13 protein-coding genes are annotated in these 25,489 nt (G+C 45.8%); 11 read left to right on the top strand and 2 right to left on the bottom strand.

Annotated features, from left to right (window positions below; all coding sequences use genetic code 11):
- Positions 1–143 precede the first annotated feature (143 nt).
- The 4 genes from NIASO_RS12900 to NIASO_RS12885 all read left to right on the top strand — a co-directional run bounded on the left by NIASO_RS12900 (position 144) and on the right by NIASO_RS12885 (position 11,790).
- A complete protein-coding gene (locus NIASO_RS12900) occupies positions 144–3,155 on the top strand; it encodes a SusC/RagA family TonB-linked outer membrane protein (protein WP_008586444.1) in 3,012 nt (1,003 codons plus the stop codon).
- 36 nt (positions 3,156–3,191) lie between these two features.
- Positions 3,192–4,868: a RagB/SusD family nutrient uptake outer membrane protein gene (locus NIASO_RS12895; protein WP_008586443.1), complete on the top strand. Its 1,677-nt coding sequence runs from the start codon at positions 3,192–3,194 to the stop codon at positions 4,866–4,868.
- Positions 4,869–4,943: 75 nt separating this feature from the next.
- Positions 4,944–8,273: a VCBS repeat-containing protein gene (locus NIASO_RS12890; RefSeq protein ID WP_008586442.1), complete on the top strand. Its 3,330-nt coding sequence runs from the start codon at positions 4,944–4,946 to the stop codon at positions 8,271–8,273.
- 172 nt (positions 8,274–8,445) lie between these two features.
- Positions 8,446–11,790 (top strand): VCBS repeat-containing protein, encoded by a 3,345-nt coding sequence (locus NIASO_RS12885; RefSeq protein ID WP_025298950.1) that lies wholly within the window; start codon positions 8,446–8,448, stop codon positions 11,788–11,790.
- An 824-nt stretch (positions 11,791–12,614) separates the two neighbouring features.
- On the opposite strand, the gene NIASO_RS12880 is transcribed toward NIASO_RS12885, so the two are convergent.
- Entirely contained in the window at positions 12,615–13,541 is a 927-nt protein-coding gene (locus tag NIASO_RS12880) for a hypothetical protein (RefSeq protein WP_008586439.1), read from the bottom strand.
- A gap of 150 nt (positions 13,542–13,691) precedes the next feature.
- Between NIASO_RS12880 and NIASO_RS12875 the strand changes: the two genes are divergently transcribed.
- From NIASO_RS12875 to NIASO_RS12865, 3 genes are all read left to right on the top strand, one after another.
- Positions 13,692–14,249, top strand: a complete 558-nt coding sequence (locus tag NIASO_RS12875; RefSeq protein ID WP_008586438.1) for a hypothetical protein — start codon at positions 13,692–13,694, stop codon at positions 14,247–14,249.
- 160 nt (positions 14,250–14,409) lie between these two features.
- The gene (locus NIASO_RS12870; RefSeq protein WP_025298948.1) at positions 14,410–15,756 is read left to right on the top strand and encodes a vanadium-dependent haloperoxidase; all 1,347 of its coding nucleotides are present in this window, start codon (positions 14,410–14,412) and stop codon (positions 15,754–15,756) included.
- Entirely contained in the window at positions 15,756–16,856 is a 1,101-nt protein-coding gene (locus tag NIASO_RS12865) for a transporter family protein (RefSeq protein WP_008586436.1), read from the top strand. The genes NIASO_RS12870 and NIASO_RS12865 overlap by 1 nt, the downstream gene beginning before the upstream one ends.
- 118 nt (positions 16,857–16,974) lie before the next feature.
- Here NIASO_RS12865 and NIASO_RS12860 read toward each other — a convergent pair whose 3' ends face one another.
- Entirely contained in the window at positions 16,975–17,808 is an 834-nt protein-coding gene (locus NIASO_RS12860) for a phytanoyl-CoA dioxygenase family protein (RefSeq protein ID WP_008586434.1), read from the bottom strand.
- A 184-nt stretch (positions 17,809–17,992) separates the two neighbouring features.
- Between NIASO_RS12860 and NIASO_RS12855 the strand changes: the two genes are divergently transcribed.
- From NIASO_RS12855 to NIASO_RS12840, 4 genes are all read left to right on the top strand, one after another.
- Positions 17,993–18,604: an RNA polymerase sigma factor gene (locus NIASO_RS12855; protein ID WP_008586433.1), complete on the top strand. Its 612-nt coding sequence runs from the start codon at positions 17,993–17,995 to the stop codon at positions 18,602–18,604.
- A 112-nt stretch (positions 18,605–18,716) separates the two neighbouring features.
- Positions 18,717–19,958, top strand: a complete 1,242-nt coding sequence (locus tag NIASO_RS12850; protein WP_008586432.1) for a FecR family protein — start codon at positions 18,717–18,719, stop codon at positions 19,956–19,958.
- A 219-nt stretch (positions 19,959–20,177) separates the two neighbouring features.
- Entirely contained in the window at positions 20,178–23,687 is a 3,510-nt protein-coding gene (locus NIASO_RS12845) for a SusC/RagA family TonB-linked outer membrane protein (RefSeq protein ID WP_008586431.1), read from the top strand.
- Positions 23,688–23,716: 29 nt separating this feature from the next.
- Entirely contained in the window at positions 23,717–25,477 is a 1,761-nt protein-coding gene (locus NIASO_RS12840) for a RagB/SusD family nutrient uptake outer membrane protein (RefSeq protein ID WP_008586430.1), read from the top strand.
- The last annotated feature ends 12 nt before the right edge of the window (positions 25,478–25,489 follow it).

Here is a 25,489-nt window from a genome sequence, read left to right as displayed (position 1 = left end):
TTGATATAGAATGTGTAGTTGTTACACATTGATACATGAGAAGTGCTGTCTGTGATTATTGACGTTTATGTTTGTTTCGTCCTTTGCCGTGTTTCGATCAGAGTATTGTAGTTATTGGTTTTTTATAAATAAAAAATAAGCTTATGTTATGCAAACGATTGCGCAGAGCAATACTGGCATCCGTACTGTTTTTAGGTACCCTTTCAGCAAGTGCGCAAAATAAACCCGTCGCAGGACGTGTGTATGATTCAAAGGACGGGTCCCCGATCCAGGGAGCGTCTGTTCAGGTAAAAGGAGCCGCATTGGGAACGGTCAGCAAGCCCGACGGTACCTTTTCGATGTCGGTACCTGCCAATACCAAAAGCCTGGAGGTATCCTTTGTGGGCTATGCCGATCAAACCGTAACTATTGCTGGAAAAGACAGCATATTGGTGGGACTGGTGTCCTCAGCAGCCGGCTTAAACGAAGTGGTGGTGATCGGCTATGGTACCGCCCGTAAAAAAGATGTGACCGGATCAGTTGCGCAGGTTTCGGCAAAAGATTTTACAACGGGTAACCTGCAAAATACAGCACAGGCTATCCAGGGTAAAGTACCGGGTCTGGTGGTGACGATTCCAGGTGGTGACCCCAATGCGGGGATATCTATACGGTTAAGAGGTCAGACTTCTCTATCGGGCGGACAGTCGCCATTGATCGTAGTAGATGGGGTTCCTTTGGATGACCCCAATCAATTTGCCAATATCCCTTCAGACGATATTGCTTCCATTGACGTGTTAAAAGACGCCTCTGCCAGCGCCATTTATGGTTCCAGGGGATCCAACGGCGTTATTAACGTAATCCTGAAAAAGGGCGCGGCCGGCAGAACCCAGGTTTCTTATACAGGATCTGTAAGTGTGGACAAGGTTGCCAAAACATATGATATGGCTAACCGCGACCAATGGATCGCAGGTGTTACCAAACTGGGGCAGATCAATGGCAATTCCCAAGGGAAAATAGACTCTACCATCCAGGGTTTTGACAAAGGAGCCAATACGAACTGGCAGGATGCATTATTGCGTACGGCGCTTTCCACCAATCATGCTCTTTCTATTTCAGGCGGATCGGGCGGGTTTAACTACCGCGCTTCGGGTACCTATCTGAAACAGGACGGTATCGTGATCAATACCGGGAAAGAACAGGTAGGCTTGCGCTTCAATGCACAGCAGAAAGCGCTGGATGATAAATTGACTATTTATGTAAGCGGAGTGAATACGGTTACCAACAGGAAACTGGTAAATCCGCCTATCTTTTATTATGCGTATAGCACCCCCCCGGTTTATCCTGTATATAACTCCGACGGGTCCTATTATTCTTATTTTGATTTTGCTATGCAGAACCCGGTTCAGACGCAAATGCTTACTACCAATAAAGGCGTTGAAAAATTAACCGTCCTCACCGGCAAAGTGGATTACCAACTGTTCAAAAGTTTCAGCTTTGGCGTACTGGGGGCGTTGAATTATTTTAATAACCAAACAGAATTTTTTCAACCCGTATTCCCGGTGGTTAACAATACCAACTCGGCCAATTTAAAAACGGAAAATTATGACTCCAAGCATGGAGACTTTCATTTAAACTATGTGAACAGTTGGGGCAAGAGCAATTTTAATGCCACTGCTGTTTACGAATATAACTACTATTCTCACGATTATTACGATCCGGGAGCCAGCCAAATGCTATTGGATAACCTGGGCGCCTGGAACCTGGGCGCAGCGCCAAAAGCCTTTCAAACGGCCGATTCTTATAAAGAGGAGTATAAGTTGATTTCCTTCCTGGGCAGGTTCCTGTATAACTGGGATCAGAAATACTATGTAACAGCCAGTGTGCGCCAGGATGGTTCTTCCAAACTGGGTAAGGAATGGGGAACCTTCCCATCAGCATCTGTTGCGTGGCGGCTGAGCCGGGAAAATTTCCTGAAGAATGCTTCCTGGATCAATGAACTGAAATTATCTGCCGGCTGGGGTATTACGGGTGACCAGGAGAATATTTTTCCTTATTCAAAGTATAGGTTATATGGGGTTCCTATTACTGGTGCTAAATCATTTTACGATGCTGCCAGTAACCAATGGCTGACCGCCTATGCTCCTACTCAGAATGCCAACCCTAACCTTCAGTGGGAACAGAGAAATGGCCGTAATGTTGCGTTGGATTTTGGAATTCTTAATAATCGCCTTACCGGTAATATCAACTATTTCAATGATATCAGTAAAAAGCTCCTGTATAACTACACGTTGCCCTTTCCAAGCCCCGGTAACGTGGTAAACACGGTGTTGGCCAACGTGGGTACGCTGACCAATAAAGGGGTGGAGGCAGCATTGAATTATGCCGTTGTACGGAAGTCCGATTTCTCCTGGAATGTTGGCGGACAGTTCAGCACGGTTAAAACTATGATCACCAGTCTTTCAGGGAAATATGATAACGGGTTTGCGGTATTTGATCTTTCCACCCCTTCTATTCCCCAGGGAAGTGCCCAGGGACGGGGGTTGAGCGGTGCGCCCATTACGTATATTGTGAGTGGTTATACGCCCAATATATTTTACATGGCCCATTATGTTGGATTGGATTCCAAAGGAAACGAATTGTTCGATATGGGTGATGGTACCACCACCACGGATAATACCAAGGCAAAATTATATTATATAGATCCGGCTCCTAAATTTACCTATGGATTCCGGACAGATCTTACCTATAAGAATTGGGCGCTGGGTTTCTTCTTCAGGGGCGTAAGTGGGGCTAAGATTTATAACAATACCAATATGACCCTGGATAATATTAACCGTTTTGGCGGTAACAATGGTACCGTGGCGGCCTTAACAAACGGGATCAGCAACAGCCCGGTGGCCTCGGACCACTGGCTGGAAAAAGCCGGTTATTTGCGGCTGGATAACCTGAATTTGGCGTACAACTTCAAACCCACCCGGATGTTCCAGAATTTAAAAGTGTTCTTTGCAGCGAACAATGTATTTGTGATCACTCCTTATAAAGGGCTGGATCCGGAAATCCATGTGTCGGGCACTCAGTCATATATAGATGCTTCCTATACCGGTGGGAACCAAGGAGATGCTTATTATCCCAAAACCCGTTCCTTTACTTTAGGGTTTACAACAAGCTTTAAATAAAAAATGGCAAACTTTAATTAACTAAATTGATATAAAATGAACAATAAAATATTTAAAGGTTTGTGTGTGGGTTTGCTGGGAATGATTGCGCTAAACTCATGTACGAAACTGGATGTAAAAACCTACAGTGTCGTAGGAAGCGGTTCCTATTGGCAAACACCGGACCAGATCACTGCCGGTGTGGCGCCAGCATATGGGGGGTTTAATTCTATTTCGGCCATAGACGCCGGTATTGCTACCATGCTGGAGTGCACGGCGGATGATATTGTGGTGCCTACCCGTGGTAACGACTGGGGAGATGCCGGCCACTGGGATGCCCTTTGGAAGCATACTTACGAAAAGACGAACAGCAACTGGAATAATGGCTGGAATGATATTTTTAATGCCATCAGCAGTTGTAACAATATCATCACCGCTGTAAACGGTATTAAGCCGGCGCCATCTTCCTTGCCGGTTATTTTGGCCCAGGTAAAAACATTGCGCGCTTATTATTATTTTATGGCGATGGATGTATTTGGGAATATCCCGATCGTTACAGACACCACCACCAGCACTACCAGCCCCACAAAAGCCCGGGCGGATGTTTTTAATTTCATTGTATCAGAAGTACAGAGCAGTCTTCCTTATCTTACCACTACCGTGGATGCCTCCACATACGGAAAGGTTACCAGGTATTTTGCTTTTGCTTTATTGGCCAGGATGTATCTGAACGCCCAGGTGCTTACAGGAAAACCGGGGTTGAGCTATACCGCGGGCACACCGGCCTGGCAGAAGGCCAGCGATTATTGCGATTCCATCCTGCTTTCCAATAAGTATTCATTGATGAGCAATTATTTCGACAATTTTGCGCCTACCAATGGACCCTCCAGCACCGAAAATATTTTTGCCGTAGTTACCGATCATATCAACAACAAAGTGAGTAGCTGGGAGAATGCTATTTTACATTATCAAAGCTACCTGGCTTTTGGAATGTCTACCGGGGCCAATTTGTGGAATGGCTTCTGCTCGGCCGCTGATTTCTATAATAATTTCGATACCACTTCCTCCTATGCCGCAAGCGGCAGCAATACCTTGCGAACTTACAGGGATATGCGCAGCGGCCAGTGGTTGATAGGGCAGCAATTTATAGGTACTTACAATTACCCGCCTTCGCAAAACGTGGTGGTTGCCGGGCCTTCAGCTAATTATATATTGGATGCGCAGACCGGGTTCCCCCTGGCCTTTAACCCTAATTTCACTTTGTTTTCTGATCCGAGCGCCCAGGGCCGCCTGGCCGGAGTGCGGAATATCAAATACTTTCCCAGCCCCAATTCCGGTAAAAGCGGCAATGATATGGATAACGATATTATCATTTTCCGCCTGGCAGAGATCTTACTTATAAAGGCAGAGGCCCAGATCCGTTTAGGTAACCCGGGGGCAGCGTTGCCTCTGGTGAATCAATTGCGTACAAGGGCCTACGGCGGTAACTCTTCCTTCAACCTTACTACGATTAATCTCACTACCTTGTTGGCAGAAAAAGGCCGCGAGATGGCTTATGAAGGCGTGCGCCGCGATGATCTGATCCGGTATGAAGTAGCGGGCAATGGCGACTACTTTACAAGGGCCAGGGTGCCGGGTAAAGCCAAGGATCCTGATCAGCATACTATGGTGTTCCCGATCCCGGCTCAGCAAATGACAGCTAATTCGGGGCTTGTTCAAAATCCCGGGTACTAGGATTTATTAATTATATTTTAACCTATTTTTATTGAAGCAATAATTTAAATTATTGCTTCAATTTTTTTATCAGCAATGAAGACCGTTACTTTTCTCTCCGTTATAACTTTATTTCTTTTGGGGTCCTGTAAAGCACCGGCAGCGAAGGATGCAGCAGATGAAAAGCTTGAAAACCTGTTTGAGCTACAACCATCAGCCGCAACCGGGATCCGCTTTAACAATAAGGTAATTGACACCCTGGGCTTCAATGTTTTTGGATACCGTAATTTTTATAACGGCGGCGGCGTGGCCATTGGAGATATCAACAACGACGGCAAACCGGATGTATTCTTTACTTCCAACCAGAGCGATTGCAAACTATACCTGAATAAAGGCAACTGGAAGTTTGAAGATATTACCGCTAAAGCGGGCGTCAAAGGCATTCATAAATGGCATACCGGCGTTACCATGGCGGATGTGAATGGCGATGGTTGGCTGGATATTTATATTAGCAATAGCGGAGATATTAAGGGCGATGACCGGGCCAATGAGCTCTATATAAATCAAAAGGATGGTACGTTTAAAGAAGAAGCGCATGCCTACGGGTTGGACGATACGGGCCTGAGCACCCAGGCTGTTTTTTTTGATTATGATCATGACGGGGACCTGGACTGTTTTGTATTGAACAACAGTTACCGGCCTATTGAAAGTTTTGGGTATAACAAGAACCTGCGGAACATCAGAAGTCCGAACGGCGGTCACCGGCTATACAGAAATGATAACGGGCACTTTGCCGACGTAAGCGCGCAGGCCAATATTTATGGCAGTGAAATAGGATTTGGATTGGGCATCACTGTTGGAGATCTAAATAACGACGGCTGGGAGGATCTATATGTAAGCAATGATTTTTTTGAGAAAGATTATGTGTATATCAATCAAAAAAATGGTACGTTTAAAGAAGTGTCGGACGACGCGCTGGGGCACATGAGCCAGGCTTCTATGGGAAGTGATATGATGGACATCAACAACGATGGCTGGCTGGATGTATTTACCACCGATATGCTGCCCGAAGGGGACAAGCGGCTAAAGGAAATGACCCGCTTTGATGATTATGATGTTTTTAATGCAAAACTGCAAAACGATTTTCATCATCAGTTTACCGAGAATTGTTTACAGTTAAATAATGGTAATGGTACCTTTAGCGAAATTGCGCAACTGGCAGGCATAGAGGCTACCGACTGGAGCTGGGGTGCCCTTAGCTTCGACTTTAACAACGACGGCTGGAAAGATATTTTTGTCAGCAACGGGATCAGCAAGGACCTCACCAACCAGGATTTCCTGGATTATTTTGGTGGGATCGATTTGCTCAAACAGGTAAAACAAGCGGGCAAATTCGACTTTAAGGCGATACTGGCAAAGCTTCCCTCCACTCCCATTCCCAACTATGGTTTTTTAAACAATAAGAACCTGACCTTTAAAAATGCAAGTACCCTCCTGGGATTGGCAACGCCAAGCTTTAGCAATGGTGCCGCTTATGGTGATCTGGATGGAGATGGAGATTTGGATCTTGTAGTGAATAATGAGAATATGGAAGCGTTTGTGTATCGCAACAAAGCAAGCGAGGTGCTGCAGCATCATTATTTAAAAGTGCAATTACAGGGCGAAGGTATGAACACTTTTGGCGTAGGCTCAAGGGTAACGCTCTACGCCAAAAATCAAATGCAGGTGCTGGAAGCGATCCCCGAACGGGGCTTTGAAAGCTGCGTGGAACCGGTCCTGAATTTTGGTTTGGGAACCGTCAATGCAATAGACTCGCTGGTTATCCGCTGGCCAAATTTAAAAGTGCAGGTACTAAAAAATATTAAGGCAGATACCTTGCTGACGCTAAAGCAAAGTGCTGCCAGCCTGCCGTTCATTCCCTGGCAAGATCCGCATCCGCCATTTTTTAAAGAGGTCACTAATGAATTGCTTCAGGGAGCTATTACCCACAAAGAAAACGCGTTTATTGATTTTGACAACGAACGGCTGATCCCGAAAATGCTCTCTACCGAAGGACCAAAACTGGCAGTTGCCGATATAAACAGCGATGGACTGGAAGACTTTTTTATGGGAGGGGCTGCCGGAGATACAGCCAAGATCTTTATACAAACGACGGCAGGCCCGTTCACGCAGCTAAAACAACCGGTACTGGAGCAAGATGCGAATTATGAAGATATAGGCGCTCAGTTCGCGGACGTGGATAAGGATGGCGATATAGACCTTATTGTTGCCTCCGGCGGCAACCAGGAGAGAATCGGATCGGTGTTTTTAAGACCCCGGTTGTACCTGAATGATGGAAAAGGAAATTTTTCAAAAGCCCCGGCTAGCTCCTTACCCTTCCTGTCTTTAAATGCCTCCTGTGTAAAAATTATAGACTATGACCGGGACGGATGGCCCGATATTTTTATTGGAGCGCGGGATATACCCGGAAGCTATGGTATGCCGCCCAATAGTGCACTGCTGCATAATAAGGGTAGGGGGATTTTTGAAGACGTTACAAATAAAGCTGCCGCGATACTGAACCAATTGGGGATGGTTACTGACGCGCAGTGGGCCGATATTGACGGCGATGGAAAAAATGAACTGGTGATCGTTGGCGACTGGATGCCCGTTACCGTTTTGAAATACGATGGTACCTCTTTTCAAAAAAGTCATGAAATTCCGGAGTCATCAGGATGGTGGAACTGTTTACAGGTAGCCGATGTAAATAAGGATGGCAAGCCCGATATCATCGCCGGTAATTTTGGATTGAACTCTAAAATAAAAGCAAGCGTTCAATACCCTGCAACGCTGTATGTGAATGATTTCTTCCACACCGGCAGATCGGAAAGCATACCGGTATATTATAAAACGGACGGCAAAGCTTACCCGTTTTATCTGAAGTCGGACCTGGTTACGGAGCTGCCGCTCTTAAAGAAGCGCTTTCTGTATTATAAAGATTACGCGGGCAAATCCATTGACGAAGTGTTTACAACGGAGGAAATGAACGGTGCGCTTCAGTTGCATGCAAATCAAACCCAAACGACGGTCTTCATCAACGAGGGCAATAATACCTTCCGGCAAATGCCGTTGCCGGTTATGGGACAGATAGCGCCCGTTTTTGGGATCGTAATTACGGACCTTAATAATGATAAGACCCCCGACATTTTCATGGGCGGCAATTTTTATGGGTTCAAACCGGAAGTGGGGCGGCTGGATGCCAGCTATGGACTGAGTTTTATTGGTGATGGCCGGTCGGGCTTTCAATATCTTTCCAATAATGAAAGCGGTTTGTTTGTGAAAGGGGAAGTAAGAGACGTTAAGGTGATCAATACCGCAAAAGGACAACTTATTTTAGTGGCAAGAAACAATGCTCCGTTAGCGATCTTTAGAAAACAAACGAAATAGGATAATAGGGGCAATTCAAATTTTTGCTATCGTCATGTCGACCCCGACAACCGTTGGGAGAGACATCTCATCAAAACGGGGGAGACTTCTCGTTGCCCTCGAAGTGACGTGCGAAAACGATCACCGCTTCAGGCGAAAATTTGAATTGCATCCGGATAATAAGACATTCTCAATGACAGGATCTATTTTTATAAAAGATAAAAAACGGTTTTTTAAAAATGCACTGACGGGCGCCTTATTGTTATTGGTTACGGTGTTCTTAGGATGCTCCAATCAAAAAAAGCACTCTCTCTTTAAAGTCGTTTCCGCAGATAAAAGCGGCATTCAGTTCTCCAATAATCTGCACCCAACCGCGCAGTTTAACCTGTTTGATTATATGTACTATTATAACGGCGGGGGCATTGGCGCGGCCGATTTTAATAATGATGGGTTGATCGATCTCTTTTTTACCGCCAACCAGGGAGGCAACGCCCTGTACCTGAATAAAGGGCACCTGCAATTTGAAGACGTTACCCAAGAGGCGAATATAAGGTCAGACTCTGGCTGGAGCACGGGGGTATCCGTGATAGATATTAATAACGATGGACTGATGGACCTCTACATCTGTAAGGTAAATAAGGGCGCCCCCAACAGTATTAAAAATCAGTTGCTGGTTTGCAAAGGGATTAAGAAGGGTGTTCCTTTTTATGAAGATGAGGCGCAGCAATATGGTATCGATTTTTCCGGTTATTGCACTCAGGCGGTCTTTTTCGATTATGATGGCGACGGCGACCTGGATCTGTTTTTATTAAATCACGCCATCAGCAATGAAGGACATTATGCTGCCCGCAGCGCTTTTATGAATAAGCCGGACCTGCAGGCGGGTGACCGCATTTACCGCAACAACGGGAACGGGACCTTTACCGATGCCACCCCTCAAACAAAGATCTATAGCAACCCCATTAGTTATGGATTGGGTGTTTGTGTATCAGATATCAATATGGATGGGTATCCGGATATTTACGTGGGAAATGATTTTCATGAAAATGACTACCTGTATATCAATCAAAAGGACGGCACCTTTAAGGATGCAACGGACAGCCAGTTGCAACATACCAGTAAGTACACAATGGGAGTGGACGTGGCAGACATCAGCAATGATGCGCTGCCTGAAATTATTTCGCTGGATATGATGCCCTATAATCCCGTGACCTTGAAGCGATCGGTTACAGAAGAGAATTATAATGTTTTTAATTATAAACTAAGCCTGGGCTACAGCCCGCAGTATGCACGGAATAACCTGCAGTTCAATCGCGGCAACGGGCATTTCAGCGAGGTCGGGTTTTATGCGGGGATCTACGCAACCGATTGGAGCTGGGCGCCGCTGTTTGCCGATTTTAATAACGATGGGTTAAAGGACCTGTTCATTTCGAATGGCATCCCCAAGCGTATGAATGATATTGATTATATCGACTATATTTCGAATACTGCCATACAGGGAAAATTGCAATCCGGAGCCGGCATTGAAAAAGATACGGAGCTCGTGTCCCGGTTTCCCGAGATAAAAATTCCCAATAAATTTTATCTGAATACCGGTGCGGTATCTTTTAAAGATGTTACAGATAGTATTGATGATAACCCGCCTGGTTTTTCAAACGGCGCTATCTATGCAGATTTAGATAACGATGGCGACCTGGACATTGTCGTAAATAATATTAACGGTCCCGCCGTGCTCTATGAAAATCAGATTAACGATACCGCGCAGAACCGGTATGCAACGGTGTCTTTATATGGTCCTGCTCAAAATATAAATGCACTGGGAGCGAAGCTTATCCTGTTTGTAAAGGATAGCATCAGGAGTTATGAAAATTACCCGGTACATGGTTTTCAGTCCAGCATGCAGGTGCCCGTTCTTGTAGGTTTGAATAATACAGCCATTGATTCTGCCGTGGTCGTGTGGCCGGATAACAGCTATCAGCGGATCGATCTTTTAAATAAAAAGAAGCTCGTGGTTTCTTACTCCCCGGGGCTACCTAAATTTGACTATGGGGTAATCCAGGAATTTAAAAAACACCCTTCTTATTTCGATGATATTACGGCGCGAACGGGGTTACTCTACAAACATATAGAAAACGACTATGACGAATTTAACCTGGACCCGCTGATGCCCCGGATGCAATCGGCTAAAGGACCTGCCCTCTGTGTGGGCGATATCAACAACGATGGGCTGGATGATGTTTTTATTGGCGCAGCAAAAGGCGGGCATAATGCTGTTTTTATACAACAGGCGAATGGGAACTTTACGAAAACACTGCAGCCGGCTTTGGCCGCAGATAGTTTGATTGAAGATAATGACGCTGTTTTTGTTGATGTGAATAACGATCATTATTTAGATCTTGTTATTGCTACCGGCGGCGATGAATATTTTGGTAAGGATCCGCGGCTGCAACCCCTGCTCTATTTGAATGACGGTAAAGGAACATTTATAAAACAAGGGAACGCCTTTCCCGGTATTAACACCACGCAAAGTGTGGTATGTGCAGGCGACTTTAACAGCGATGGCTATACCGACCTGTTTATTGGCAGCAGTAATGTGCCCGGCAATTTCGGAATGTTACCGGCTTCTTATTTGCTTTTGAATAACGGGCATGGGGCATTTACGGATGCCACTGCTGCTTACCCGAAAGCATTGCAATATGCCGGGTTTATAAGCGATGCAAAATGGACCGATCTGGATAATGACGGGAAAAAAGAACTGGTCCTTTGTTCCGAATGGGGCGGAGTGGATGCCTTTGCGTTTAGCGGAAATACCTGCACCCGCAAACCCATAATCAATAATAAAGGCTGGTGGAGTTGTTTGCTGGTTGCTGATTTCAATGGAGACCAAAAGCCCGACCTTTTTGTAGGTAACATTGGGCAGAACACACCGCTGCAATCAAAAGAAAACGAAGGGGTTGGGCTCTATTTTAATTCTTTTAATAATAGCCCCGGGCCAATGGGTATTATGACCTATGATGTGGGGGGTAAAGAAATTCCCTTTTCATTTAAAATAGACCTGGACAAGCAGATGCCCGCTCTTAAGAAAAAATTTTTATACGCACAGGATTTTGCTAATGCGTCCATTACGGATCTGTTAGGCGCGGATGCCATGAATGAAGCCAAGAAATACCAGGCGAATGATTTTTCTACGAGCTTATTGCTCAATAATGCCGGAACGTACCGGCCCATGAACCTGCCTTTTCAGGCGCAATTGAGTATCTGTAATACTGCAATGGATATTGATGTAAATAAGGATGGCCTCCCGGACATTCTTTTAGGCGGCAATAATTATTTTAATAATGTGCAGATCGGCCGGCAGGATGCGGATTACGGTACCTTGCTGGTTAATAAGGGCGGCGGCCGGTTTGCTTATGCATCGCTTAACCCATTGCTTATAAATGGCGTGGTTAAAAAGATCCGGCCCATTACAATCAACAATAAGCAGGCAGTGCTGCTGGCAAAGAATAATGCCGCGTTGCAGGTGTTGCAGTTGAAATGAATCATTGTAGCTGACCATAAGCCGGGAATGCGGAAAGACGGGAAGATCTTGTTTTCAAGCGCTCATACTGAACCGTCATCAAAATTATCATTATTGCTTTTCAATGGGTAGCTGCTATGCGGCACGGTTAATCATTATAATATATGGTTCTAAAAATGGGTTATGCCGAAGGCATTATTTAATTTAAGGGGTCCCAATACAAAGCTTCCGGGAATCAGAATAAACCGGTATCAATTTTATTAAAATACTTGTGATGCTGATTGACTAATGGGGTATCGCTGCAGGATCAGCTTATAGGCCGGGCCGATGGCTCTCTACTTTTAGTTGCGCGCTCTTAACAAGAAACTAAAGTTCCTTGTTAATCCATTAAACCGAGGCTACGCCTCTTCAACGTTTACTGACTGGAGGTCTCAACAAGTTTAATCATATGCTCAATGTGACAGAAAGCCAGAGGCTTGCGTTCTTCAGGTAACTTCGGAATTTATTCCGAAGTAATGAGCCAAATATAGGGAATTGAGTGCCATCGGCACGATCCATTTCGAAAGCAAGCCAGGCCTGCTATTGCTCTTAGCTAACGAGCACCCCACCTGCTTTGATCACAATGAAGGAGAATCCGTAAGTCCGGTATGATAATTTTGATACCGGTTCATTATCAGAACCGTTTTGGTCTGTCTTGTTCCATTGGAACAACCGATTGGTAGACAGGTTACGGCCGCAGATCATTTGGTGTGCCATAGGTACACCCCTTAAAAATAATTTTGATCCCCGTTTATTATCAAAGCTTACCGTCTTCACGCCTTACCGGCTGACAAACACCTGAGCCCCTAATAAACAGGATAATATAACCGGGTGATCCATTGGGTGCTGTCGGGGGCGGCTGCCCGGTCGGTAACCAGAGAGGCAAACGGCATGGCCGGAGATACGAGGTGATTATCATTTACAAACTGAAGCAATGCTTTCCGATGTTGCGCTATTGCCCCCGGCCCTCCTTTTACCTCAACCATCAAAATATTCCCCAAAACCATTTTCTTTATCATAAATGCAGGGTCTGTTGGTATTTCTTTTTCGATGGGCAGGGCAACAGTGGCTATAAAAACCGAAGACGCCGCGTTATTAATGTTGAGCATCGGGTAATTCGTCACCGCAACCGGATACTTTTTTGCATATTTTTTCAGATCTGAAATAATGCTGTAGAGCTCCGCTGTGGCAGGCTGATGGTTAAAACTGCGTTGTGTAACAAGTAATACGGAATCGGTTACCTTCTGTCGCACTATTTTGCATCCGTAAATATTTTCAGGGTTTTCAAAAAACCTTTTCACCTCCTGTGTTAATTCCCGGATATTATTTTTAAACACGCTCATACGGAGTAACTGATTCGTTTTACTCACCGGGTTATTGGAGTAGTGAAGGGTGCAGTTCCATAAAAGCGGTGTTTTGCCCTGGTCCATCTCCTGGCATTGGAGGCTGCCCTGCAGCGAATCTTTCCCGGAAAAGACAGTGAAAAGCAAACCGGAAAGGGAAATCTGTTTGATCTGGTACCGGCAGTTTTTATAGCTGATGGTTGAATCATTTATAAAAACACCCGGCCACCATTGCCTGAGATTGCCCGGGGTGGCCATATACCGTCGCAGGGCACTTACCGGCGCGCCAATAGGTGTCGTTTGTTCAAAACCGCCTCTGGCAGGAACAAAAGAGTAAATAAAAACGACAAGGATTAAGAAAGATATAGTGACAAAGACCGCCCGCTTCATAAATAAAATAGTTTCAAAAACAATAAACAAAAATATCAAATATTTGCTCTGGATAATGATGCCAGGCCGCAGATAAAGCGGCCTAAAAAAATTATTGGCCAAATACTAATTATTTTGTTAATTTGTTAACGATGTGTTGAAGGTACACAAATGTTGAAAACGATAACCGCCATAATATTATTTCTGTTACTTGCTTTTAACTGGGCAGGGTACCGGATTATGACCACATGGTTGACACACAATGCGGATCAGCGGCTGGAGGCAAAGATCGACCGGAACGACTACGATGAAGCTGCATTGATCGAAATTCGCGTACCCCTGAATATGCCCTATATTACGGATCAGCCGGAATATGAACGGCATTATGGGGAAATTGAATTTCACGGCCAGTATTACCGTTATGTAAAGCGCAAAATAGAGAACGGAGCACTGGTATTGAAGTGTATTCCCAATGATTCGAAGCGCCGGATCACCGCAAAAGCCAATGAGTTCTTCAAAGACATTAATGGCCTCGACGGCTCCCGGCAGGATAAAAAACAGAGCACCACTGTAAAACTAAGCCTGGGCGACTATGATGATACCGTTTCTTCTTTTGATATTGCTGCGTTACCCACTCGTTGTTTAAGCCCGGTTTTTCCAAAACTGAGAATAGCGCTGCCCGAGGCGTTTCTGAAGGCTCCGGCACAACCTCCGGATCTTCAATCCTGAATTTTTATTGAAACGATGCACTTTTAGATGGCGGGCACATCATTGCCTGTTTTCATAAGCTGTCTGCGCGTTTCATGTTTATCCCGGCCGGTGAGCGACTATTGTTTGCTGAACAACAGTGAAGTTTTTGCCGGTATTTTATCAATCAGAAAAAAAATCAGTGAAAAATTTATTTATTGCTGCAATTGCGGCTACAGTAGTTTTTATTTCATGCACGCAAACAAACAACGGGTATAAAAAATATACTGCCGATCCGCTTGTTTTCAGCCAGGCCGTTCACGAATTGAATACCGTGGTAATGGGCAATAATTTTGCACCTATAACTGCGTCGAGGAATTATATGTATGCAAGTGTTGCCGCCTATGAAGTTATTGCGGCGGGTTATCCGGATCAGTATTACTCCCTTGCCGGTCAGGTAAAAGGCCTGCACACTTTACCGAAGCCGGATACTACCAACGGAAAGATCGACTTCAATTTTGCTTCCTTATTGGCATTTTGTAAAGTAGGGGAGGCGGTTACATTTCCGGCGGGAAGTATGAAAGAATATGTTGACAGCCTGAAGAAAAAGATAGTGGATATGGGTATGACCAAAGCGGACATGCAGGCAACCCGGTTATTTGCAGATACCATCACGGCAGCTATCATGGCATGGAGTAAAAAAGATAATTATGCCGAAACCCGCAGTGCGCCCAAGTATACTATTACTAATGAAGAAGGACGATGGATACCTACCCCGCCTGCTTACACATCGGCATTGGAACCGCATTGGGATGAGATTCGCCCGTTGGTGTTGGATAGCGCCACACAATTTATACCCCCGCCGCAATACACTTTTAATGTAAAGGATAAAAACAGTCCCTACTACAAGGAAGTAATGGCAATTAAGAATGCGGGCGACAGCCTGACCGACGAGCAAAAGCATATTGCCAATTTCTGGGATGATAATCCTTTTAAATTAAATGTGTCGGGCCATGTGATGTTTGGTACTAAAAAGTTTTCCCCCGCCGGTCATTGGATGAGCATTGCGGGCATTGCCGCTCAAAAAGCAAAGGCCGATTATGCCAAAACCGTGTATGCTTACACCATTATGGCTATTGCTCAATTTGACGCTTTTATCCAGTGCTGGGAAGCGAAATTCAGATACAATACAGTACGGCCGGAAACAGTAATCAATAAGTACATCAACCCCGATTGGCGGCCGTTGCTGCAAACGCCCCCCTTCCCCGAATATACCTGTGGCCATTCTACGGTTTCTGCTGCAAATGCAGAGGCATTAACCAAAGTGTTTGGGGATAATTTTGCCTATACCGATTCTTCCGAGCTGGAGTTTGGCATTGCCAATCGTTCTTATCCTTCCTTCCGGGCGGCTGCTATTGAAAATAATTGGGCGCGTTTTTACGGCGGCATCCATTATCATCATTCCTGCATTATTAGTACGGAGTACGGAAAAAAAGTGGGCGATTTGATCGTTCAGCGACTGAAATTCATAAAAACTAAAACTAATTAATGAAATATTCTTTGCTAATGTTCCTGATAAGCCTGGTGGTTTATCAGGAGTCGGCTGCGCAAGGTTGTGTGGCGGTAAGAAGTAATGGAAATACCTGCACCCTGTTACAACCCGAAGAGGCAAAAGGGTGGCAACTGAATTTTAATAACCGGTATTTCCGTTCGTATAAACATTTTGTGGGCACCGAGGAGCAAAAACAAAGGGAAGAGAATGGTACCGAGGTAATTAATCATTCCTATACCCTGGACATGACCCTGACCCGTAATTTTAACGCAAGCTGGTCACTGGCGGTTACGATCCCGGTAAACAGCAATACCCGTTCCTCCCTGTATGAACATTACGGCAACAGCAGCACTTCGCCTGATGCGCGCCGTTCAACAAAATCATTCGGATTGGGCGATATACGCATTGTGGGATACAAATGGCTGTTAAATCCGCATCAATCACACAAAGGAAATATACAGGCCGGGTTAGGGATTAAACTGCCAACAGGAAATTATAACGTGCAGGATTATTTTCACAAGCAAACGGTGGCTGGCGCCGATAGTGCAGTGATGGGCCCGGTAGATCAATCCATCCAGTTGGGCGACGGTGGCACGGGCATCATTACCGAGCTGAACGGGTTCTATAACTTCAATCACAAAATAGGACTGTACGCTACGGCCTATTACCTGCTTAGCCCGGTGGAACAAAATGGCGTTTCCACCAGCAGGGGCAGTGCCGTTAGTGCTAATGCTCTCCGGTATTACACCAACACAATGAGCGTGCCCGATCAATACCTGGCCAGGGTGGGGGCCTCTTTTATGTCTGGCGGTTTTAATGCGTCTGCCGGCCTTCGTATTGAAGGGCTTCCCGCAAATGATCTTATCGGTGGAAGCAAAGGATTCAGAAGACCGGGCTATATATTATCTGCAGAGCCCGTTATTGCTTACACCGTCAGGAAGACGAGCATCTATTTATCCGCCCCGGTAGCGCTGCAGCGGAATCGCATCCAAAGCTATGCTGATAAATTGATATCGGAGGATACAGGCAAAAAAGTGAACGGTGATGCAGCTTTTGCCGACTATTTTCTTAATATGGGCGTTACCATAAAGCTCTGAAATAAAAATATAACATAAGCAATCCGGCGCTGTAAGTCTTTACGGGCGCCTTTTTGTTTTTAGTGATATAGAATTGAACGTTAAGTGAAACCTGTTCCTCTTCACGTTTCACTTAACACTACAATTGATTCCGGTCGTATAAAACCGGATTCATCGGTGTATTAATGACCGCGCCAATAGCTGCTCCCGGGCACCAGGTGTCCCAATCCAGTTGCTGGTTTTTATTTTTCGGAGCTATTAATTTCATGTCGCGGTCCATATAAATAATGGTCATCGCCCGTCGGGTACCGGGGGTAGTGTTGGCCCCGGCCCGGTGAAACACCCAGCCGGAATGAAAGCTTACTTCACCCGCATCAAAAGGCTCAATGATATGTTCAAAATCCGTCACTTTTAAACGCTGCTCCATAAAGGTTTCACTTTCATCGCCGATCGATAAATCGCGTCCTTCAATGATCTGATGACTGCCGGCGCTGAATTCCAAAGGACCCATTTCCAGCGGGGTTTCCTGCAAGGGGATCCAGGCCGTAATGGTTTTGTCTGTTTCCAGCGGCCAGTAATATTGATCGGCATGCCAGGGCGTAATACCGCCGCCGCCTTCTTTAAATAATGCCTGATCGTGGTACATCCGTACACCTTCCACCTGCATCAGATCAGCAGCAATTTTTCCAAGCCGCCTGCTGAATATCAGCGATCTTATATCGGCGTTTTCCCGCCATAAATTAAACAACTGTAAAAAAGCCTTACCATAGGTATCTCTTTGCGCCAGCGCGGTTGTAACGGTATTCATTTTATCAACCTGCGCGGCGATTATTTCATTGAAAACCGCAATGGCCCCGGCAGACAATACGTGCTTTAGTTTTATAAACCGGTTCTTGTTATAGGCTTCAACGTTTTCCTTTGTGACCTTATAAGGCACTTCTAATTCTTTTAAAATAGTTGCAGGTACTGCCATCGCTATTGTTTTACTATTAAGCAATAAAATTACGCCAATACTTGGTTACGGCGATCAGGTAATGTTATCCTCCCAATAGCCTGTGTGCAGGGGATACCGGTGACGGCTAGAAAGTTTGCGAAACAAAACGCACTTTGTTTTTCTTTCGATAAAAGATGTATCTTCCTCCTTATTTAAAAGCGGTATGCCGGCAGAAGATATAAAGGATGACTATCATTTATGGCAATCCTTAAAGGAAGGAAAACAGGAGGCGCTTGCCAATATCTATTTTAACCATTTCAAAAGCTTGTATGAATATGGCGTGCGGATTACGGCCAATGAAGAACTGGTAAAAGATACCATACAGGATCTTTTTATAAAAATATGGACTAACCGATCCAATTTTGAGAACATCACAAAAATAAAACCCTATCTGCTGGTATCGCTCCGGTCTGCATTGTATAATAAAATACAGCAAAGCAGTAAAAGACCAGTACGGTCGCTGGAGATGAAGGATGAATTTGAAATGGTATTTTCTGCCGAATCAAAATATATCGCCAGGGAATCACACTTATTACAAACACAAAAATTACTGGCCGCACTCAACCAGCTAACACCCAAACAAAAGGAGCTCATCTATCTGCGTTATTTTGAAGAACTGGACTATGAGGAAATAGCCAGAATAATGAACAGCTCTCTTAAAGCGGTGTACAAGCTAAAGGCGAGAGGTCTTGATACCTTGAAACAACTATTACATGTGTCTGATATTTTGCTGCTCGGTTTATTAACTGCTTGTTGCCGGGAAATATTCGCTTAGCGCTGCTAAATAATAAAAACAGAAAAATTTTAAAAAAAGATCCGTTTTGATGGGGTAAAAAATGCAATCGCACTGTCCTTTATTAGCGGATGCCTGCAAACGATTGGCTTAAATGAATAAAAACTATAATACATATACTGCCGGAGCGTTCCTGGAAGACCCTTTTTTTATCGAATGGATAAGAGACAATAGTGAACATGCATCTGCCTTTTGGAGAGAATGGATACACACGGCCCCTCCAAACCTTGACCAGATGCGGGAGGCGGAGGAACAATTACGGGCGATTTTTTCTGCAGAGAAAATTGCTGTGCAGGAAACCGCGGCAGCAGAAGTTTGGGAAAAGATTGAAAGGCATATAAATAAAGAAGGCCAGGCGCTGAAGGTTGCCAGGGGCCGGTTTTCTATTTCCCGGACTTTAAAAACAGGGCTTTCAGCGGCCGCGGTTTTGATAACCGTTGCACTGGCGGGCTATTTTCTTGTATTGCATTTCAGTAGTGGGGATAAGATAGTGAAAGAGCAACCTGTGGTAAGCAGGGCGCAACACACCATCCGGCCCGGGGGGAACCGGGCATCGCTGACCCTTGCCAACGGGGAGGTAGTGGTGCTGGACACTGCCCAAAATGGCATGCTGGGAATGCAGGGAACTACCCGTATCATTAAGCTGAACAACGGTGCCCTGGCATATGATATGGGAAATGAAAAACAGGGAACACCACTTTATAATACCATTACCACGCCCCGGGGAGGGCAATACCAGATCACCTTAGCAGATGGTACCAAGGTTTGGTTAAACGCACTTTCATCTATACGTTTTCCCACGGCATTTTCAGGCAGGGAACGGAAAGTGGAAATTACGGGTGAAGCATATTTTGAAGTGACGCATAATGCTTCGATGCCGTTTAAAGTGATAGCCAATGGGATCGAAACGGTAGATCTTGGAACCCGTTTTAATATTAACAGTTATAAGGATGACGCGGCAGACCGGATCACCTTGCTGGACGGGGCCGTACAGGTAATAAAAGGGAGCGCCTCCAGGGTATTAAAACCTGGACAGCAGGCGCAGGTAGCCAGCAATATCAGCATTGTGGACAATGTGGACCTGGACGAGGTAATGGGCTGGAAGAACGGGCGATTTGTTTTTAACAAGGACACAGATATTCAAACCATTATGCAGCAGATCGCCCGGTGGTATGATGTTCAGGTAGAGTACAGGGGCGCTATCAGGCAACACTTCTGGGGCTCCATTTCAAAAGAGGCAGATCTTGCGCAGGTATTGAAGATACTGGAGGCTACCGGAGGCGTACGCTTTCAGATAAACGGAAATAAAATTATCATTATGCCGGCCAAAACCTAAACAGCAGATAAAGCAGCACAAAAAACCGGGAAGTGTTTGCGGCACAACCCGGCTTGAATGCAGGCTAAGCTAATAAAAATCGCTTTCGGACAATTATTGTATTAACTAAAACCTTCCTGCCGGACAGACAGGCCAAACGAAGTTATGGATTTAAAAGTTCTTTTACTTGCTTACCAGCGGCATTTTTCACCGGAATGCTCAAGCCAAATCTTGAAGATTATGAAGCTGATTCCTATTATGTTATTGATAGCCTGCATTCACGTAAGCGCAAGGGGTTATTCCCAGATCACCCTTACGGAGACCAATGTACCCCTGGAGGTGGTTCTGAAAAAGATCAGGCAACAAAGTGGGTATGAACTGGTATCCACCTCCGAAATTTTAAATGCGTCGGGAAGGATAACGATCAAAGTAAAGAACGCATCCCTTCAGCAAGCGCTTGCAGCGGCCTTAAAGGGAGAAAAGCTTTCTTATGAGATTATTGGCAAAACAATCGTCATCAGATCCACCAGGGACAATAATGTTCCGGATGGGGCGATCCTGTCCTTGCCGCCCCCGCCTCCCTTGGTCCTTCACGGACGGGTACTAAAAAGAGACGGCCAGCCGCTGTCGAATGTTTCTGTTCTGATCGTTGGCACTTCCATAGGAACTACCACGGACAGTGCCGGCAGGTTTACCCTCCGGACTCCCGGCAACCTGCCGGTAGAACTGGAAATTACCTGCGTGGGCTATCAGTCAAAAAGAATAAAAGTGAACAGCGAAGCAGCGATCAGTATTGCGCTGGAGGAACAGGTAACCGGGCTGAACGATGTGGTGGTAGTAGGGTATGGCACGCAAAAAAAAGGAGATCTTACCGGCGCTATCAGCCAGGTTGGGTCAACCTATATTGCTTCCCGGCCGGTGCCCAACCTGGCAACTTCATTGCAGGGATTGCTGCCGGGCTTAAATATCCAGTCAAATAATGGCGATCCCGGTGCCACTCCTGACATCAATATCCGCGGTTTCAATTCCGTTAACGGAGGAGGCCCGTTGATCCTGGTGGATGGCATTGAGGGCGATATAGAACGGATCAACCCGGCCGATGTAGAAAGCGTGACCGTTTTAAAAGATGCGGCTTCCGCCGCCATTTATGGCGCCCGCGGTGCTTTTGGAGTGATATTAATAACAACCAAAAAGGGAAAAGAGGGCAAGCTGGCTGTTAACTATACCAATAACCTGGGCTGGACCACCCCCACTACCCGTACCGATTTTATCGATGACCCCTATGAATTCGGGAAAACGGTGGATGCTGCCCTTTTGGGGTATAATGGCACAAATTATACCGGGTATACCGGCGCCGACTGGGATACTATACGACTGGTATCGCAGGGCAAGCTCGCCCCTTTTTACAGGACCCAGCCAAACGGGGAAAATAAATTCTTCTACCATACAGATTGGTATGATTACCTGTTCCGCAAATGGCAGCCTTTCCAGAACCATACCATAGCTGTTTCCGGTGGTAATGACAGGATCCAGGCCTACCTTTCGGGCAGGTATTACAAAACATCCAGCATACAGAACATTGTGGATGCTAACCTGGTTAAGTATAATCTGAAAGCAAACGTCAGCTTCAAGGCAACGGACTGGTTGCGGCTTTCAGACAATATACAGTTCAGCACCAATAACCAGATCGAGTACGGAGGGTACAAGACCGGTTTCGGTGGCATCTGGAGCAATACCACCTGGTACTATTTATTTCCTTTTCAACCCAATGAAATAAACGGAGTTCCTTTCGATTATTACGGGGGAGGCGCCCAGGCCGCTTTGGAAGCGGGTAATAACTGGATCCGGAATTATTCCGAACAGTTTATAAATACCTTTAGCGGGGTGCTTACGCCTGCAAAGGGATTGGTATTGAATTTTGACTACAGCAATACCATCAATCATATTGCAAACTCCACGCGCCTGAATAAGTTCGACTACCTGACCGGCCCGAAAATGTTGCGGCAAACAACCGGTGTAAACAGCCTTACGGAAGTGCGCAACCGGAATTATTACAACGTGCTGAACATATACGGCACTTATACAAAAAATGTGGCCCTTGATCATCATTTTAAACTAATGCTGGGCTATAACCAGGAAAACTACAATTCTGATGACATTACAGCCCAGCAGGGAGACCTGCTCATCAGCAGCTTATCTAACCTGAATCTGGGCACCAACCTGCTGCGGGCGGACGGCGCGGCAAGTATTTGGGCCGTGCAGGGATATTTTGGACGATTTAACTATGACTACAAAAACAAATACCTGCTGGCGGTAAATGCCCGCTACGACGGTTCTTCCCGGTTCCCTGCCGTTAGCCGCTGGGGCTTTTTCCCTTCCGTTTCCGGTGGCTGGTTTGTTAGCAGTGAAAAATTCTGGGAACCCTTAAAGGATGCCATCAGCACCTTGAAATTAAGATCCTCCTATGGTAAACTGGGCAATCAGAATGTGGGGCTTTATACGTTTTCCCGGATATTGGGTCTTGGCCAGTCCAATTGGCTGGTGGGCGGCAGCAGGCTGAATTATGTGGGACCACCATCGCCCCTGCCCAGTGTGGTAAGCTGGGAAAGTACCCGCACCATTGATTACGGAATAGATCTGGGTTTTTTAAGAAATAAACTTACGGCATCGTTTGACTGGTATCAAAAAAATACGTCTGGTATGTATGTGCCCGGATCTCCCTTACCCGGTGTCTTTGGTGCCTCCGAACCCAAGGAGAATATTGCCAGCCTCAGGAACAGGGGCTTTGAATTAAGCCTGGGCTATAATGATCAGTTTATGGTCAGTCAATCCCCGCTGCATGTAAATGCTACCCTCAGCCTGTATAATTTTAAGGGGGTCATTACCAGCTACCCGAACCCCAACGGTCTTATGAGCACCTATTGGAACGGCCAGAAGCTGGGAGAGATCTGGGGGTATCATATAGACGGCCAGTTTAAAACCGATGAGGAAGCAGCCGCTTATCAAAGCCAGTTCAGCAATCCATCCAAGGACCTTGGCAAAGTATATAACTACATCTTTAACGTGGTAACCAATACCGAATGGAAAAAACTCCGGGCAGGAGATATTAAATACGTTGATCTTGACGGGGACGGGGTGATCGACAATGGAAATTATACCCTGGCAGATCACGGGGACCTGAAGCCGATCGGAAATGCCATGCCGCAGTTCCCGTTTGGATTTACATTGGGGGCAGACTGGAAAAATTTTGACATTCTGGTTGCGGGCGCCGGCGTCATGCACCAGGACTGGTATCCCACCGGGTTTATTTATTGGGGAACCTATGATCGCCCTTACTCTTCCTTTATCCGGAAGGATCTGGTGGCAGATGCCTGGAGCCCTGATAATCCCAATGGTTATTACCCGCAAATTTACAGGGGATACGATGCATTAGGCGCCAACAGGGATTTGTATGAGTTCAATGATTACTACCTGACAAATGTAGGGTACCTGCGGGTTAAGAATCTTACCGTGGGCTATACCCTTCCACAATCGCTGTTAAGGAGAATTAATGTAAAACAGTTGCGGATCTATTTCAGCGGCGAAAACATACTCACCTGGCGGTTCGGTAAGCTGACAAAATATGTGGATCCCGAACAGGCAGGGTCAGGAACCAACTTTTCCGATCCCGGCTCAGCGGTCAACAGAACGGATCTGCAGGACTATCCCATTGGGAAAACGTTTTCATTTGGAGTGAATTTACAACTCTAAGCCATCTGAACTATTTAAAACAGAGTGAAATGAAGAATCTACTAAATACTATATTATTTTTTACAGGGGCCATTTTATTGTTATGCAGTTGTAATAAAAACTATCTGGACCAACCTCCAAAGGACCGGCTGGATGCCGATCAGTTCTTTAATACTGCTACTGATCTGGAAGTGTATACCAACGATTTTTATGATATGTTGCCGGATTACCATCTTTATGATGCTACTTATGGCCTTTCTACTTCGGATGACGTTGTATCCCTGATTGAGCCCGCCCAGATTACGGGTACCAGGCTGGTACCCGTACAAAGAGGTTCCGGTGGCTGGGCATGGTCTAATCTGCGGGCTATTAATTTCTTTTTTCAGAATTATCAGAAATGCCCGGATGAAGCCGCCAGGATTAAATACGGCGCCATCGCCCGTTTTTTCAGGGCCTACTTCTATTTTGACAAGGTTAAAACCTTTGGTGATGTACCCTGGTATAGTAAGGTGCTGGAAGCAGGGGATGCCGATCTGTATAAAGCCCGCGACCCCAGGACCGAAGTAATGGATTCCGTGCTTGCCGATATCAATAATGCCGTTGCGAATTTGTCTGCAGAAGTGCAGGTTAACAAAATTACGAAGTATACGGCATTGCTCTTAAAAGCGCGCATCTGCCTGCATGAAGGTACTTTCAGGAAATATCATACAGAACTGAATTTGCAAAGCTCGGCAGAAAAGTGGCTGCAGGACGCTGCTGATGCGGCGGGGCAACTGATCAGCTCCGGCGCCTACAAACTGTTTACAACCGGGGGCGCCGCTGCGGCTTACCGCACGCTTTTTGCGCGAAGCGATCAGGACGCAACAGAAACCATTCTGGCCAAGGATTACAACCCCACATTTGCACATCATACGTTGTCCTATTTAATGACCTCGCCAACATCCGGATCATGGGGCGCTACCAAAGATTTTGTAAACGGCTTTTTAATGGCTGATGGCAGTCGCTTTACAGATATTGCCGGCCACGATACACTGGGTTTTTACGCGGAGATGCAGCGCCGCGATCCGCGCCTGACGCAGATTGTAGCAGGTCCCGGTTTTACGGTCTATGGCGAAACAGCAGTGGAGCCGGTTAACCTGAACATTACTACAACCGGGTATCGCGTAATAAAAGCATTAGCCACCAGGGATCAGTGGGGCGCCAGCAGTGCCTATAATGATATTATCTTATTCCGCTATGCGGAAGCGCTTCTTATTAACGCCGAGGCAAAAGCAGAGTTGGGTACCTTAACCCAGGCGGATCTTGACAATACCATTAATAAACTAAGAAGCCGGGCAGGGATGCCTCCGGCAAACCTGGTTCATGACAATGGCAATCCGGACACTTACCTGGGTGCGGAATATCCCAATGTTGCCGGTGCCAATAAAGGAATAATACTGGAAATACGCAGGGAACGCCGGATCGAAATGTTTAATGAAGGCCTGCGGTGGGATGACCTGATGCGATGGAAAGATGGTAAAAAACTGGAACAACCGATGCTGGGCATTTATTTTTCACGTTTAGGTGCTTTTGATTTCAATAACGATGGCAAACCGGATGTTTATCTTTACGATGGGGATGCCTCCGGAGCGCCGGCAGGGGTGGCCACCAAGATCAATATCCGTCAGCGGCCATTAACCAACGGCACTTCCGGAAACTTTTATCCTTATAGAAATAAGATCCAGTTTCAGGAGCCGAAGGATTACTATTATCCTATTCCTTTAGAGGAGCTTACCCTGAATAAAAGTCTTGTCCAGAATCCGGGCTGGTAAAGCAATGAGCGT

The organism is Niabella soli DSM 19437 (genome assembly GCF_000243115.2).
GTDB lineage: Bacteria > Bacteroidota > Bacteroidia > Chitinophagales > Chitinophagaceae > Niabella > Niabella soli.
This window is presented reverse-complemented; position numbering and strand designations above follow the sequence as displayed.